Here is a 14912-nt window from a genome sequence, read left to right on the forward strand (position 1 = left end):
AGAAACCTTATTTAGTCAGGAATTTCGCCAGTTTTAATTTAGGTATAGCGTCGAAATGGCTTGGGCTGCCGTTTACGATTTGACAGCATTATGGCTTAAAAGGATTGAGCCGGAGGGGGGGATGGGAATAGCGCATCGATAAAATACCGGTGCGCTACTTTGTATGCGAATCCAATGAATGCCTAAACTTTTAAAAAAATGAAGTTCTTTTTCAAACCATGTCTTATTGTTTTTTTATTAATATGTTTTTCACTCGCGAAAATTGAAGAGCAAAGCAATAAATCTTATACTGCGTATTTGTTTCCGGATCCGATCATTCTTGGTTTTAAGAGCAACCCAGCGGATTATTAACAAATCGTACGTTAGGATTGTCGTGGACAATCAAATTCTAAGATGACCCAAAAAAGAAATTCCGGAAGATTTTGTTTCTGCACTGTTTATGCAAAAAAAACAGCCTGTAAGTTGTTAATTTACAGGCTTTTAAATAATTCAAACGTGACCAAAAGGAGACTTATCACACACTACCCTCACCGACCAAAAACCGCATCTATGTTGTTTAAATCAACTTTTTTGTGCGGTGCGCATACCTAGTAAGTATTGAAATATCTATATTTGTTTCTGCAAATGTTTCTGTAAAAACACTCATTAGATGGCCACTTTCAACATAGAACTTAACTCGCGAGCCGGCAAAGATGGCTTGTATGCTTTGTTCGTCCGTGTTACTCACAACCGTAAAAGTAAGAAAATCAAACTGGATTTTACTATCCCAGCTGAGCACTTCAACAAACAAGCAAAATTCGGTTTCTGGATTCGGAAAGCGAACATTAAACACGTCAAATACAACAGAGATATTCAAATCGCAATTGACGGGTTACGGGCCAAATATGAATTACTGGAACAGTCAAACGTACCGGCACTTGCTAATATAAAAAATGATACACCTGAGGGGGCTACCTTAAAAAACTACTTCGCAAACTACCTAAAACATCTGGAAGCTGACTCAGCGATCAGCTACTATAAGCAGCAGGAATCAAAACTTAACCGGTTCAAAGATTACTTCGGAGAAAATACACCGATGTCATCTATAACACCGCAGAACATTGCGGAATTTAAAAACAGCCTATTGGTACGAAATCTGGCCGGAACAACCGTAAATAATATTATTGACAAAATATACACCGTTTTTAAGGCTGCGTTGGCTGATGACACACTCGATAAGGATCCATTCCGCGCCCACGTCCGGGCAAAGACTCTAAAGTCTAACAAAGCAAAACTTACAGATGAGCAAATAGAAAAGCTGCAAAAATTATCCCTTAAAAATTGGATGCACCACACTAGGAATTACTATTTGTTTTCTTACTATAATGCCGGTATCAGAGTAGCGGACCTCATACAGTTGAGACAAGGAAATATTAAAGCGGGTAGGCTGGAATATGAGATGGACAAGACTGGCCACAAGAAAAGTATAAAGCTGAACAGCTCAGCACTCGGTATCTTAAAGGAATATCACGATACTGAAGCTAATGCCAATAACTACCTGTTCCCAATTCTGGAGAATGACGCAGATTATGCTGCCTTTGTAACCCATGCAGAAAAGAGGAAGATGGACAGGGCTTTACGAATCGATTTACACAATCACCTATCCGGAAAGACTTCTCAGATCAATAACAATCTGAAAGATATATCGAAGTTACTTGAACTTGATAAAAATATCTCTTTTCATACTTCCCGACACTCATTTGCTGACAAAGCCCGGAGAGCAATGAAGAGCTCCAACAAAATTACCGTTGTTGATATTATGAACAGCCTGGGGCATAAAAAAATTGAGACAACACAGGGTTATCTCAATTCCTTTGATAAAGAATCACTGGATGAAGCTATGGGCGATATATTTGATTAAAACCCAAAATATCGAGATTTATTGAATGGCTACGAATTTTAAATTATCACTTTGAGAAAGATCAGAGCACTTAATCTTTATCTTATCAAGATCAACTTTATACTCTGTTTTAAGAAACGCCAAAATTCTATCGAGATTCCTAATTGATCGCGCTAAATGAACACATCTTGTAGCCAGGGGAGTATCACCAGTTGTAACTATTCCCTGAGAATTGACCTCAACAAGATACCTTGCTCTACGTGATAGATTATACAACGATCTATATGCTACATACTCGTCCTCACCAAGCTTGGTAATAGAAAGTTGATTTGAAGGATCTAAGGCTCTTAGCGTGGATACATGAGAACTACTCTCCACTCCTTTCGCCTTAAGGTGACCAGACATTATGTGAAGTGCCGAATAAAAACAAACTGTAACTTGCCAGTCGTAAAACTCCAATGCAGAAGCATTAGCTTTTTCTAGAAACTTCAAATTATTTTTGGCCTGAGCAAAATGATGTTCTTGTTTCAATTATTATTTAGAAGGGTAAAGCAACTGGTAGCCGCTTGGTATACTAAAATTATCCTCTTTTTCAATTATAAATACATCCAGCTGTAAACCAACACTTCCCGATTTGCTATTTACAAAGGCTTCGGCCAAATATAGGTCGCGTTCCCAACTTTCATTGTACTCATTCATTTCCACCCAAACTCGTAGATATGATGAATCTACCCCAACGGCTAACCTGTTAAATGGCAACTCTTTTAGTTTGGGCAAATGAGACAAAAATTGTCTAATCATCTCCTGAGCAGCATTTTTCTTAATCTCTTGGGATAATTGATAAAAAACATCATTGACTTTACCAGCTGATAATTTCGAGAAGAAATCCACTGTGTAAGGGTTAGCTACTCCAAGACCAATATTCATTTTATCTATCTCCAAAGATGCAATAGTATCATCAATGAACTCAGTTACATTGTGTGATACATGGATATCTTGTGTCGATGTCATGACTTTAATATATTTTACCTCTATGTGACACGCGTAATAAAATATTATTACCTACCACAAATTAACATTTCTTTTTACAAATAAATTATAGGATTCTTGAATATATTTTTTCTTAACTACCTTAAAATGAGTTAAGTATAATTTAACCGTTATAGTTTACTTCAATCAATTGATTGAAGTATAGAGGGTTGCGTAAGATTGACGTATAGACTTATTGGTCAATATGGATTGTCTACAATCGGCGTTGATCAGTAGTGCACGACCTCTGGAATATGCTGAAATGTATACAATTGCCAAGAAATTTTAAACATATGCCTTGGATAGAGTGACGGATTGTTAATAGTTGTAGACATTATGGACACTGTCCATAATTTAAGAATTTAGGGTTTAAAATCTGGAGCAATTCCCAACTTTTCAGTAAACCTATAAACCAAACCCTATATGCTTTGCACCCGGTTTGATACCCCGTTAATGAGGGGGTTTTACAGGGGGTTGCAAATGGGGTTTAGTAGGGGGTATGAAGCCGGACTAAGTCAAATGCTAGAGTGATTTTAACAGTGATTCTAGAGTGATAATTGCAGTGATTTCAGAGTGATTTTAACAGTGGTTTACGAATGATCTTACGGCAAATACTATTCGACATTCCTGCCCGCCTCAAATCTCGATATCATCATAAATCCTCAGTATCCGCTCCAATTTAACCACATCCCTTTTTGCGCTTTCAAGCTCTCGATACATCTCCAATCTACTCCGAAGGGTCTCTATTGCTTTGGTAACACCCTGAAAAGTGAACTTGTTAAATGGCACTGCGAACGCAAAATCAACAGAATTTGCCTTAAAAAAGAACAACAATGCTTTCATATCTTGTTCCGTCAGGGTTATTCTCGAGTCCGTACCGTGGTGACCTTTCTGATCTATCTCAATGTTAATGTGGTCGTATCGAATTACTTTACTTGAAGACAAGCTTGTTTTGAACTTCCTTTTATATGGATTCCCGGGCGATTTGCTAGTGAATTCCAAAATTCCATGTCTTGCCAAAACAGTCTCTAATTCAGGACCGGCTTTATAAGTTTTCATATAATTATCTTAAATGTAGTAGGGTATAATTCCTTTGTTCCTCATTAATATCCCCAAAATCGAATGATGCTGGAGTATCAATTATCTCAATCTCTGCAATCTCAGATGAATCGCGTAGTGTATCTATTTCAAGGGTCAAGAGCAAGTTGGCAGGGAATGTAAAGTCTTTACTTGCATCCTGTTCAAATTTCTCTTCTGAGGTTATAAATGCCCCAGGGGTGATTTCATAGCCGGTCACATTTCTCAGCAAAACAAATGTAGTTATTGCACGCGCATTCGCAATGATTGGGATCTGGACAGTTATAGCACGGTCCTGCCTATTTACTACTTTTAACTTACTAGGCTTCTGTTCTTGAAAGGACACAGAATTGTAAGACAATGTAACTCCCGAGAAAGCTGATATCACTGTTGCCTCCGTTGAGTAGCCAATGGATGTGGCGTCAACTTCGTTTGTTTGACCCTCGATTTCAAATAGAAGCTCTTCACGTTGTTCAGATTGTTCGTTATTCATAATGTCTTCAAGGGCAAAATGAAGCACATCATTTATTTTCTTGGACATATCAAAACTATTAATAATGTTCAGGGCTGTGGCTAAGTCCGTTTGAACATCAATAATTTCTGATTCCTCTCCATATGACACCCAACCTTTGTCTTCTGAAACAGCTAATACCTTTCGGCCATTGAATGATCCCCATTTTTCTAGGGCTAGTAAAGCAATGGCATCAGGGAATTCATTTTTCTTCGCTGATGTATTTTCAAAGGGAGGTTTGGTGTTAAAATAACGATTTAAGAGTTGATCCGATGTAATTTGTACTGAATCAATTACTAATGCATCCGTTTTATCCAGGAATGACTCAATAATATTATTCGCCAGCTCATCTACCGGAAGCTGTACGTCCAACAGATCGTTTATCTTCTGTATGGATGCATTATCCATAGCAGACTTTTTTCTAAGTTCTTTTAATGAGTTCTTATGCTTTTCTCTCGCTTCACTTATGTCATCCGTAATATGCTTCTCCATCTCTCGGACAACTACATCAGAAAAAATAAGAAGGGTATCGTTATTTTTAAATTGGCTCAACTGATCTAAAAGACCGCTATCGAAGCGATATCCTAGTTTCTTAATTGTGCTCGTATCGATAGTCAATACATCATACTCCATAACTATGGATCTTAAATCAAACGATTCTTCAGCGGTCAATGGCTGGCGAGATTCCTCATGTGATTCGGGTTCTTTCACTAAAAGTTTGTTAAATTTTATACAATACAGTATCCCAGATTACTTGCAATCTATTGGGGAGGTGAAATCAATCCATCATCACCCCGGCATATCTTCATAAAAAGTTTTAGTTAGTGCTTCCATTTCAATCCAATGAACTGTAAGTTCAATTAGTTTTTTGAGATCTTCAAGATTTTTGCCTTCCCATTTTCTTACGTAGTGTGTCTCGTCATTTCCAAGCCAAACTGCCCGTTTTGCCACACCCTTTATGCGATTATCAGTTACGTAAGATTCAATACAATTACCCAACGTTGCTTTTTCAATGGTATCCTTCTGATCTGAGTGATTTGCGATAGAATAATCTTTGATCAAAAACTCAAGCGCTTTCCTGTATCCTACTCCACATATTTCAAGTAGGCCGTTTTGCTCCGCAAAAGAAGACTGGTTGTAGATAATTGTGAACGACTTGGATATCTCCTCTATCTTTTCAGAAAATTCCTTTTCCTTGAGATTTCCTGCAGATGTCTTGCCATCAAAGTTCCATGATTGTCCATACCTGAAGAAATGAGCGATGAACGTACTATTGCACTGAGATGACGGGCATAGCAAAAATGCTTGCATTCTTTGGTCCTTTGTATAACCATGTAATGGTATTGGGGTGATTTTTCTATGGCAGAAAGGGCATTGATCGGGGTGTGACTCTAGTGTGGCGTCATAACCATCATGCGTGTGTATTTTCATATTTTGGGCGTTGATAAATTTGGCATTTCACAGAAATTAGCCCTAAAAATGCCAAGTGCTAACCACCGGTGTAAGAGAACTTATTTTAGGTCAATATTTAAATGGTCTATTATCCTATTGACCTTATATGCTGTATTTACATCAGAAACACCGATTGCCGTTTTGCAGCTAGTGCACCTAATGAAGTTAAACAAGTATGATAGATCTTCCATTGAAGCCGCATCTCTTACATTGGATTGAACCAATTCGAAAGAGGTTTTCTGACAGTGCGGGCACCTAGTTGTATTATTAAGAAATGGGAACATGTGAAAGGGATATTGGTAGTTGATGATTCCTATTGTTTTGTTGTTATGATTCAATACTGCGTTGTTGCGACAACCACAAAAATTTCCAGAGTCTTTTGAAGGTCGATTTGATATACCTCAGAATCAGTCTCAAGTGTTCTGTACTCCATTATGTGATTTGCTGCATCATATTTTTTTGCTCTCGCAATCACTATTCTTTCAACAAGTACTAAGACATATAGTTGATTAAACTCAAGATGTCGCCGTGAAATTTGCTGAATTCTGCGACCAGTGAAAATTGTACCTTGTTCCATTACAAGATCCACCGGAGAATTGCCATCCTTAGTATATGGATCCAAATTCATTTCAAAGCTTCTGTACACATCGAAACTGATCGAATGCATAGAGACTGCATGGCGTGGCAAACTATTCAGGAATTCTGGATCATTCAGCCCCTGGATATAAGCTTGATTTGCTTCGTGACTAATAAATGGCGTAACTAGAAGGGTGCGCCCTTGCCCAAGGTCTCTTATTTCTGTTAACTCTTCGCTACGTATAATTTTGAGATTTGTCGAAGCGGAGTTTAAAGAATTTATTACATCATTCTTCTCACCTAAACTTTCCTCGTGAAGTAAAGTCTTCAGTGTGTTCAGTTCACGGTATTTTCTAAAATTCTCATAAATGCCTAATAAACTCTCCTTTACAACACTTGGGTCTAAGTTATCGAAATTAACAGCTTCGAGGTGTGATCCATACAAATCAATTTTATCCTTAAAGAGCATACTTCCTTGACCAGTGATAAGCCAAGTTAAGTCAATTATGCCTGAAAATTCAGATCTATCAATCCTATCTAAAAGATCAAAGTTGAGTTTTGTTTTACCATTTAAAAAATCTTGAATGGTTTGAACTTTTTTATAACCTAGTTTTTTCGCAAACTCTTTGGGAGTAATATTAAGATACTCTATTATACTACGTACCCTAACTTGAATCGGATCCTCCTGTTTCGGTGCGTCGTCTCTATTTACCGACCCCTCTCCTGAAACTAGCCAAGCTTCATTCACCCCGAGGTGTTGCGATATCAACGAAATGGTTGTTTTACTAGGGATGCTTACTCCCTTCAAAATTCGGCCAATAGTTGGCTGAGAAATTGGAAGATGTTTAGCCAGTGCATATGGCGTGATCTTCCTTTGTTCCATAATCAATGCAAGCCTACTGGCAATGTCACTCATATTGCTAACTAAATTTAAAAATAAATACAAACATGTTATTGTTTTTACTAACATGTTTGTATTACATTTGTAATGTTAGTAACAAATATAGCAAAAAGTATCAACCGGTTATCAAACAAAATTACGATGGAAGAACTAAGAACACCCCATGCCGTGGAAAAAGAAGCAAGAGAGATGGAAATTTACAGAGAATTTAAAAATCTTTCGTCAATCCCAGGAGCCATGAAAACTCAGGTCGCGAAAATCATTAATGAAAAGTACAAGCTCCGTTCAACGGCCACGCTACACCAAATTCGAAAGCGTGTGGAAAGCAAGTTGTCGACGCAAGGAGGCTCGTTGTCTGCCTGATGGAAAAATTTTCAAATTTAATCTCAGCATAACCATGGATGCAATATTAGACAAGAAACACTCATCGGTTGTTAACCAGCTGGTAGAAAGCAAACACGGCACGGTAACCACTGATAGCCTCAGAGTCGCTGAAAAATTCGGAAAGCAACATAAACACGTGCTTGACTTGATCCGAGAAATAAGATCGGCCGAAAATCCGGCTGTTCTCACAATGTTCACGGAAGCAGAGTATTTAGACTACTACGGAAGAACGCAAGCAATGTACACCATGAACAGAGACGGCTTCACTTTGCTGGTCATGGGATTCACTGGAAAAAAGGCGCTTGCATTTAAACTAGAATTTATTGAGGCGTTTAACCGCATGGAGGAGCAACTTACCAAAGCACCGATTTTCAATCTTCCGTCCAACTTTTCCGAAGCATTGCGAATGCTCGCTGACACTTCGGAGCGAGAAGAACAATTAAAGTCTGAAACATTGCGGAAGGATGCAGTTATTGACCGGCAAGAAGCTGAGATTGGTTATTTAGCTCCTATTGCAGAGGTTGGTAGAAAGTTAACTGCCGGAACAAAATCAGTCGATATCAAGACGTTCGCAAAAAGTATTGATAAACAGCCAAATAAGTTCTTCGAGGACCTCCGTAAGGACAAATTCTTAATGTCGGACTTCCGATGGAATGAGCCGTATTCAGAGTATGTTAAGAAGGGATGGTTCGAATATAAGCCTCGGGTGATCGAACATGGACCCAAGTCCGGTGAGGTTTATTATCAGACTAAGGTAACTCCTTATGGCCAGCGCCGCCTGATCAACTTCTATGAAAAAAAGGATCGGGAAAGAGGCCTACTTCCGATGGGCCAATTGACAATATCAACAACTTATCCAGATAGCCGAAGATGAACACTGAACTTCCATCATACGAATTGTCGCTCGTGAGCTCAATAAACGGATACTCGACGGATCCGCTTGATGCGTATATCCTCTTTCGTGAGCATTGGGAATTGATCGATTTAGTTTTCCAAATTGAAACACCCAAGGTGGCAACCAAAGAGGATATTGTGACATTGCAACAAGTCCTTTTTGCCGAAAACAAAAGAAAAGAAAACGAGGTTATTATTCAAATGATAGCCCTTGTGGACGATCTATATCTTGATACTTTGACTTCAAAGGAATTGGAGGCGGAAAACGAAATCAGGGAACTTTGCTGTAAGGGCTTGTTGGCACATTTGCCAGCTACTTATGAAGAGAAAGTGCAGCTATGTTCCGATATCCGTGAAGAGTACAACAGTAGATAGTGCAAACATCCTTTCACTTACGATCACCTTTTAACTTGAGGCATTTACCAGAAAAATCTATGAATACAATCCAAACCGACCAACCGACCATTGACTTTATTTGCAGGCAATTGTCGCAAATAAAGAAAACGCTTGAAGAAAAGAAGGATATCTTCAACGAACTCCTGTCTGCCAAAGACGCTGAGGCCTATATGCATGTCTCGAAAAGGTACCTCCAAACTCTGAGAGACAGGCAAGAGCTGGCATTTATCCAAAGAGGACAATTGATATTATACAGAAAAAGTGAATTGGATCGGTGGCTCGCGGAACACGAGGTTAAAATAACGAAGCGATAAACGTATTGATTCGTAGGTGTAAGATCCGTACGTATGTTTTTAGGGAAGTCTGAATTTATGGAAATCCTTGAATTAATATATCCATAAAAGCGGGAAATCCCGTATTTATAAAAACGTTTAAACACGCTTTTGTAAATTACTGATAATCAATTACTAATCAAGAATTCGTTTTAACACGAATCTACCAAAACATTTTTTAAATCACCATCACTTAACTGGAATTGAAAAATTCCACAACAGGAAAACTATGTCCATCATACAAGAAAAAGAATCACCGGCAGAAAGAAAAGCACGAAAAATTCTGAAGAACCTTAACAGGTACAGCGATGCACTGCGGGATCCATCCGAATCTTCCCAAATCGTAATCGAAAAATGTCTCAGGAAATTTGAGAAATACGGCCCGGAAGCAATCCTCATAGGTAAGAAGGTACTAATGGCCTTCTATCAGGAGATTAGGGCCAAATATAAGGATGAAGATCTGGCCAGACCGGAAGGACAGGAGCGAACAGAGGAATTCCTGGAAAAAGTGAATAAGTGGCGACATTCCATATTTAGACTGGGATCCGAGATACTCAAATTGGAAGGTAAATTCATTGAGCTGGATCCTAAATCCCGAGTGGCAATAGAGGCAGAAGGGCTTTCAGAGGACATGATTTTTATTTCAAAATCAATGCTTGTTAAGTCCGTTTCCGCTACCTCTGAGGATCTTTTTGGAAAATACAAGTTCCACTCAATGTACTCGCTGCAATTGACCGGTGTGAGTGATAATGGTCCCGTGGAGATCACGAAAGCAGACGCAAAGCTGATATATGATTTTTTTCACAACAACAATTTGTAAGATGAAAACGAAAATGACAAAATCCAGAATCTGGAATATTCTCATCAACATGGCCTTTTTGTTGGCACTCTGCAATTTTCTCATCCCCCAGAAGTTCAGCTGGCTCTGGGTGTTTATTCCACTTCTGCTTGCAATGCTAGTGGACATGTTCCTGGAAATTAAACAGCTAATCCGCAAACCGTAACATCATATCGATGTTAGAATAATTTAACAACGAAAACTTCTTGTACAACAATAAACGCCATTTGGTGGCGTACAGGAAAGCTATTTCCATTTTTTCAAATCTTTTAAACAACAAAATCATGATTAACATCCAATCACTGAACGAAATGTACGCTCATATGAAGAAGCAACCCCTTCTGACTAGTGACGACTATATTCTACTGGGTAACGTTTCATACGGATCTGAAACGAGTGAAAGAATATTAACGCAAGTTGCCGTATTGGTCAAAGGTCAACAGCAAATGAAGAATATAATTGACAAATTAACTCTATTACACTCCGAATTAAAACGCTTTTCTGAATGTGTCGGGCCAGTGACCAGGAGGTCAGAAGATTATCATACAGATGACGTCGACAATATCATTGAAAATCCCCACGAAAACCTTCACGCTATCTCAATTTGCAGCTCAATCGTTGGAAATTTACTGCCCACTAGGGATCATTATGTAGAGCTGACAGAGGTTTTGAATGAAATTGGTGATGAGGGTGTTCTCGATGGCTACAACCGGTTTTTTGAGCATCTATCTGCTATGTTGACGCTGCGTAGACCCTTCAATGAAATACTGGAACTATTCGACTGATATCAACTTCATTTGACAACTTGAATAAGGGACGGTGTTCTGCCGTATCGCCTTAGAAGAAACTCCCCGAAGCGCAAGCGGCTCTGCTGGGAAGCAACCGCCCAGGAATATGGGATAACATGTGACAGCTGTCACCAGCCCGGATAGCAATATTCGGGTTGATTCTATCCACAGCCTTGCTATGATCCAAATGCTAGAACATGTTCCATGCCAAAAAAATCCATCAATAAAACCGTCGGAGACACCTTGTAAACACGCCAAGTTTGAAGGATTCCGGGATGATGAAATTGTCTATAGTAATATAACAAATTGATCAATTTCGAAAAAACACTGAAAATATAACCTGACTGAACGAAAACGACATTTTTTGAACAATATTCAACTAAATCCGCTATCAAAATTTTGACAGAGAACACCCAAAACAGACCGAAATTGTCAAAATTTTGACACTGCGCACAAAAACACCCAATGCATAATATTATATAAATAAGCAAGCTATCTGATGAATAAATATACTAAGCCGGAAGTAAATGAAGGCGAACTTACTCCGAATCCATTCCTCAAAAATTTAGAGATTCCGATTACTGAATTTAAATCACCTAATCAGTTCACCAAAAAGGGCGACGAGTACGAACCGGTTCAGAAGAGAATAGAGTATACACCATTTGGGAAGATGTATTGCTCATCGGAACGGCGGCTGGCTGTAAATAAATTGTCATTACGAGCTAAGGAGCTTTTACTATGGATTATTTATGAGGTTAGCCACGGGCAGTCCTATCTGTGGATAAATCATAAAAGATTCCAAAAGGAACAGGGCATCAAATCTCTGAATACTTATAAAGGTGCTGTGAAAGAATTGGTTGACAATAAATTTCTAAGTGTTACCTCTATTGACCAAGTTTATCACATCAATCCACACTATCTATTTAAGGGAGACAGATTGAAGAAATTTAAAGATAAGGTTGTGAAAAAAAATTAACATAATCCTTGGGAACAGAAACGTAATTAGCTCCTAGTGTTCCCAAGGACCGATGTGTAATTATTCTTAGGACTATATCGCAGTAAGGAATATGTTGGCTGAGGTTAGATCAACGGCGGTCCCAGTTCGATTTGTTAAAACGATATTGATATTACCCGGGCTAGTTACATATGCTGTCAGTGGCAGCAGCCCACCTAAATCTGCGGCAAAGGCGACAGCGATAGTTTGTCCAAAGGCAACATCCGCAAATACCATTGGAGTTATCACCGTACTATTTGCGGGTACGTTCGGTGGATTGAATGCCACTATTTTCTTTTTAGGCAATAACCTATCCGTATTAACTTCTAGGGTGGTTATGTAAGGGAAGGAATTTGCCTCAATAAATAGGTTAATCTTGCCCCCCAAATTGGTAGTAAATGCTATGCCCGTAGCATTGGTGATTAAAGAGCTCTCAGCTGCAATAGTATTTCCAACAATAGTCACATTGTTATAAGTAAACTGATTGCTGTTTTTAAATGCTATACCCGTACTATTTTCCGATACCCTAATGTTATTGTCCTTAATATCGATAAAGCCAGAAGACTGAGCATCGTTGTCAAAAACTATGCTTTTCATAGAATTACCAGTGATAGTTAGATTGGAACAAGATCTTATATACAGCATTCCGTTAATTCTATTATTTTTTATTTCTCCACTTAGTCTAGTTATCCCAGTCAAATATGAGGCAATGAGATCACTAACAAAAACATTTTCGTTGATGTACATAAAATTATTCTCACCGGCGACCCCAACTTTGGGTAACATTGCTCCAACGTTAATATTTCCGATGAAATAGAAGTTGTTCTGAGGGTACGGGGCTGATCTTATATCGACACTAGTTCCATCCAAATCGTTATCTTTGATATAGTTAAGAAGTGTGGCATAAGGGTACACAGTCACATTACTTTTTGTAACTTGACTGAAAATATTGCCTGTTAAATACAAGCGCTGTAAGTGTATTCCATTCGTAGAAGTGTTGTCGAACACAAAACAAGAACCATTGATATTAGTGTTCTTGCAAGTGTTATTTTCAACGACTAACTTTTCCAGTAATCTTACACCTACTGACTGGCCTTCGCCTATGTTAGTTACATTGGAATGGTAAATATTAGCATAGTATTTACCGGTTATTTCGTTTCCTCTTACGATTACACTTCCAGAATTGTTTATGGTTTTTATTCCAGCCAATTGAGATTTATTATAGTTTTCGCTGTAAATTTTGTTGTTTTCAATTACAAAACTACAATTTTCTTTAAGGGTTACGGCGGTTACGATTGCATAACCGTGTAATGCCTCAGACACCGCACGATTAATGTATCGTATGGTATTATTGGTAATTAAGCCGGTTTGGGCATTCTCAATCCAAATCGAAGATTGCGGATTTGAGCATCTAAGTCTTAAACTATCAGTCTCAAATATGTTTGACTCAGCTAGTAGGTATGTTTTTACATTTAATCCAGCTGGATCTGCGACAATACCCATTCTATTAAAATTCCTCAGGTAGTTGTCGGATACGAATAGAATTGGAGAATTTGAATAAATGCAATCGCCCACATCCGTATACCACACTCTTCCTGATGGGTCATCATCAAACTGATAATTATTCCAAACTCCATCGGAATAGACATTGAAGCTATTTCTAAACACACCAATATCTACTATTCTGCAACCCAACACGGATAGGGACCCGACCGTATCGTTAGTCTCAATTCCAGATCTGGAAATGTCTATAATTTGTGAATTTCTTACCATTACAGAACTGCAATTGCTTAAGGATACGGCACGTCCATGAAGTTTTTGCACGCTACTATTGTCAATTGTAACATTCTTGAAGCTAGTCACCAACATTCCATAACTGTTATTGTAAGTTCTAGCATTATAAGGAACATAGATATTTTTAAGAATGTGATCATAATCATCCTCTTCCGAATCCCTGCTTCCTAATACATTCAACTCTTTTATGACTAAATCACAATTTTCGTGTCCCTTTATTGCAAAAGCAGCAAAAGATTTTTTTGTCTTAAGTTGCCCGCCTAAACCCGATATTGATAAACTCTTAATATTTGTATTTACAGATATGTAATTACCTTCGGAGCCTATTAATTTAATCAGAAAAAGCCCAGGAGGAATTATCAAATTCCCACCATTTCCCGCCCAAAAAGTGAGGGCCTTCCTAAACTCTGTTGTGTCGTCGCTAACACCATCACCCTTGACATCCCACCATTTAATATTAATATCTGCGCTGATCTCTCTTGTGAAAACCCTAGTCCCTTGTTTGACAGTTATGACGCCATCATCAACAGCGGTAGATAACGGATCATGAATAAACAACCCCGATTTATCAGCGGTCGTCACTTGAAATGCGGTAATTGTTAGATCAGGGAACGAGCGAAGATCCGAGATAGACCCGTAAGGTAAATTGGCCATAAGAATTTTGTTAATGTGAAGGATAGTAAATAATTAAAGCCAATAATATCTATAAAAAATACTAAATGAAACAATATCGTTTTAAACTCTCAAAAAACTACTGTTCAAATAGATATTAATAAATAACATCTATAATTCAAGAAATTCAATATATAAAAACTATATTTGAATTTGTGAATTAATGGGCCATATGTGTAAGACTAAGCAGATACTTGAAGCCATTTACCAATTAAAACCAGGTGAGCGAGCTATTATTGAAATTGAATCACTCAAAGATGCTTGCAAAGACGGTATCAAAGCAGCAATTACTTGTGTATCCACTAAAGAAAAGAAGAGTAAGGAAGATTATTTTCGAATTATTTCGGCTGTTAAGCGACCTAATCCGAACATCATACACACTATTGAAGATTAAT

General features: G+C 38.2%; 16 protein-coding genes. 9 read left to right on the forward strand and 7 right to left on the reverse strand.

Annotated elements, in window-relative coordinates; genetic code table 11:
* The first annotated feature begins 649 nt into the window (after positions 1-649).
* Positions 650-1900, forward strand: coding sequence for a tyrosine-type recombinase/integrase (locus LZG71_RS01195; protein WP_233816228.1), 1251 nt, complete (start codon positions 650-652; stop codon positions 1898-1900).
* A gap of 18 nt (positions 1901-1918) precedes the next feature.
* Here LZG71_RS01195 and LZG71_RS01200 read toward each other — a convergent pair whose 3' ends face one another.
* The 6 genes from LZG71_RS01200 to LZG71_RS01225 all read right to left on the reverse strand — a co-directional run bounded on the left by LZG71_RS01200 (position 1919) and on the right by LZG71_RS01225 (position 7494).
* On the reverse strand, positions 1919-2410 hold the full coding sequence (locus LZG71_RS01200) for a hypothetical protein (RefSeq protein ID WP_233816229.1): 492 nt from the start codon (positions 2408-2410) through the stop codon (positions 1919-1921).
* A gap of 3 nt (positions 2411-2413) precedes the next feature.
* Positions 2414-2890: a hypothetical protein gene (locus LZG71_RS01205; RefSeq protein ID WP_233816230.1), complete on the reverse strand. Its 477-nt coding sequence runs from the start codon at positions 2888-2890 to the stop codon at positions 2414-2416.
* Positions 2891-3544: 654 nt separating this feature from the next.
* Entirely contained in the window at positions 3545-3967 is a 423-nt protein-coding gene (locus LZG71_RS01210; protein ID WP_233816231.1) for a hypothetical protein, read from the reverse strand.
* Positions 3968-3971: 4 nt separating this feature from the next.
* The gene (locus LZG71_RS01215; protein ID WP_233816232.1) at positions 3972-5207 is read right to left on the reverse strand and encodes a PIN domain-containing protein; all 1236 of its coding nucleotides are present in this window, start codon (positions 5205-5207) and stop codon (positions 3972-3974) included.
* 78 nt (positions 5208-5285) lie between these two features.
* Positions 5286-5927, reverse strand: a complete 642-nt coding sequence (locus LZG71_RS01220; protein ID WP_233816233.1) for a DUF4145 domain-containing protein — start codon at positions 5925-5927, stop codon at positions 5286-5288.
* Between the two features lie 355 nt (positions 5928-6282).
* Positions 6283-7494: a helix-turn-helix transcriptional regulator gene (locus LZG71_RS01225; protein ID WP_233816234.1), complete on the reverse strand. Its 1212-nt coding sequence runs from the start codon at positions 7492-7494 to the stop codon at positions 6283-6285.
* A gap of 72 nt (positions 7495-7566) precedes the next feature.
* Between LZG71_RS01225 and LZG71_RS01230 the strand changes: the two genes are divergently transcribed.
* The 7 genes from LZG71_RS01230 to LZG71_RS01260 all read left to right on the forward strand — a co-directional run bounded on the left by LZG71_RS01230 (position 7567) and on the right by LZG71_RS01260 (position 12033).
* Positions 7567-7788 carry a hypothetical protein gene (locus LZG71_RS01230; protein ID WP_233816235.1) on the forward strand — a complete coding sequence of 74 codons (222 nt, stop codon included), beginning with the start codon at positions 7567-7569 and terminating at the stop codon, positions 7786-7788.
* A gap of 34 nt (positions 7789-7822) precedes the next feature.
* Entirely contained in the window at positions 7823-8683 is an 861-nt protein-coding gene (locus LZG71_RS01235) for a Rha family transcriptional regulator (protein ID WP_233816236.1), read from the forward strand.
* Entirely contained in the window at positions 8680-9078 is a 399-nt protein-coding gene (locus tag LZG71_RS01240) for a hypothetical protein (protein ID WP_233816238.1), read from the forward strand. Before LZG71_RS01235 ends, LZG71_RS01240 begins: the two co-directional genes overlap by 4 nt.
* A 59-nt stretch (positions 9079-9137) precedes the next feature.
* Complete coding sequence (locus LZG71_RS01245) at positions 9138-9413, forward strand: helix-turn-helix domain-containing protein (protein WP_233816240.1); 276 nt, start codon at positions 9138-9140, stop codon at positions 9411-9413.
* Positions 9414-9660: 247 nt separating this feature from the next.
* Positions 9661-10251, forward strand: a complete 591-nt coding sequence (locus LZG71_RS01250) for a hypothetical protein (protein ID WP_233816242.1) — start codon at positions 9661-9663, stop codon at positions 10249-10251.
* Positions 10252-10553: 302 nt separating this feature from the next.
* Positions 10554-11054 carry a hypothetical protein gene (locus LZG71_RS01255; RefSeq protein ID WP_233816243.1) on the forward strand — a complete coding sequence of 167 codons (501 nt, stop codon included), beginning with the start codon at positions 10554-10556 and terminating at the stop codon, positions 11052-11054.
* Between the two features lie 502 nt (positions 11055-11556).
* Positions 11557-12033 carry a replication/maintenance protein RepL gene (locus LZG71_RS01260; protein ID WP_233816244.1) on the forward strand — a complete coding sequence of 159 codons (477 nt, stop codon included), beginning with the start codon at positions 11557-11559 and terminating at the stop codon, positions 12031-12033.
* A gap of 72 nt (positions 12034-12105) precedes the next feature.
* On the opposite strand, the gene LZG71_RS01265 is transcribed toward LZG71_RS01260, so the two are convergent.
* Entirely contained in the window at positions 12106-14499 is a 2394-nt protein-coding gene (locus tag LZG71_RS01265) for a hypothetical protein (RefSeq protein WP_233816245.1), read from the reverse strand.
* A 190-nt stretch (positions 14500-14689) separates the two neighbouring features.
* Here LZG71_RS01265 and LZG71_RS01270 point away from each other — a divergent pair, with 190 nt between their 5' ends.
* Positions 14690-14911 carry a hypothetical protein gene (locus LZG71_RS01270; protein ID WP_233816246.1) on the forward strand — a complete coding sequence of 74 codons (222 nt, stop codon included), beginning with the start codon at positions 14690-14692 and terminating at the stop codon, positions 14909-14911.
* The last annotated feature ends 1 nt before the right edge of the window (position 14912 follow it).

The organism is Dyadobacter sp. CY312 (genome assembly GCF_021390535.1).
Taxonomy (GTDB): Bacteria; Bacteroidota; Bacteroidia; order Cytophagales; family Spirosomataceae; genus Dyadobacter.

What these genes read in the sequence shown, in the direction of transcription:
- LZG71_RS01250 (WP_233816242.1), top strand. Translation starts at nt 9,661, where the DNA reads ATGTCCATCATACAAGAAAAAGAATCACCGGCAGAAAGAAAAGCACGA.
- LZG71_RS01255 (WP_233816243.1), top strand. Translation starts at nt 10,554, where the DNA reads ATGATTAACATCCAATCACTGAACGAAATGTACGCTCATATGAAGAAG.
- LZG71_RS01220 (WP_233816233.1), bottom strand. Translation starts at nt 5,927, where the DNA reads ATGAAAATACACACGCATGATGGTTATGACGCCACACTAGAGTCACAC.
- LZG71_RS01225 (WP_233816234.1), bottom strand. Translation starts at nt 7,494, where the DNA reads ATGTTAGTAAAAACAATAACATGTTTGTATTTATTTTTAAATTTAGTT.
- LZG71_RS01230 (WP_233816235.1), top strand. Translation starts at nt 7,567, where the DNA reads ATGGAAGAACTAAGAACACCCCATGCCGTGGAAAAAGAAGCAAGAGAG.
- LZG71_RS01265 (WP_233816245.1), bottom strand. Translation starts at nt 14,499, where the DNA reads ATGGCCAATTTACCTTACGGGTCTATCTCGGATCTTCGCTCGTTCCCT.
- LZG71_RS01205 (WP_233816230.1), bottom strand. Translation starts at nt 2,890, where the DNA reads ATGACATCGACACAAGATATCCATGTATCACACAATGTAACTGAGTTC.
- LZG71_RS01270 (WP_233816246.1), top strand. Translation starts at nt 14,690, where the DNA reads ATGTGTAAGACTAAGCAGATACTTGAAGCCATTTACCAATTAAAACCA.
- LZG71_RS01260 (WP_233816244.1), top strand. Translation starts at nt 11,557, where the DNA reads ATGAATAAATATACTAAGCCGGAAGTAAATGAAGGCGAACTTACTCCG.
- LZG71_RS01195 (WP_233816228.1), top strand. Translation starts at nt 650, where the DNA reads ATGGCCACTTTCAACATAGAACTTAACTCGCGAGCCGGCAAAGATGGC.
- LZG71_RS01210 (WP_233816231.1), bottom strand. Translation starts at nt 3,967, where the DNA reads ATGAAAACTTATAAAGCCGGTCCTGAATTAGAGACTGTTTTGGCAAGA.
- LZG71_RS01235 (WP_233816236.1), top strand. Translation starts at nt 7,823, where the DNA reads ATGGATGCAATATTAGACAAGAAACACTCATCGGTTGTTAACCAGCTG.
- LZG71_RS01245 (WP_233816240.1), top strand. Translation starts at nt 9,138, where the DNA reads ATGAATACAATCCAAACCGACCAACCGACCATTGACTTTATTTGCAGG.
- LZG71_RS01240 (WP_233816238.1), top strand. Translation starts at nt 8,680, where the DNA reads ATGAACACTGAACTTCCATCATACGAATTGTCGCTCGTGAGCTCAATA.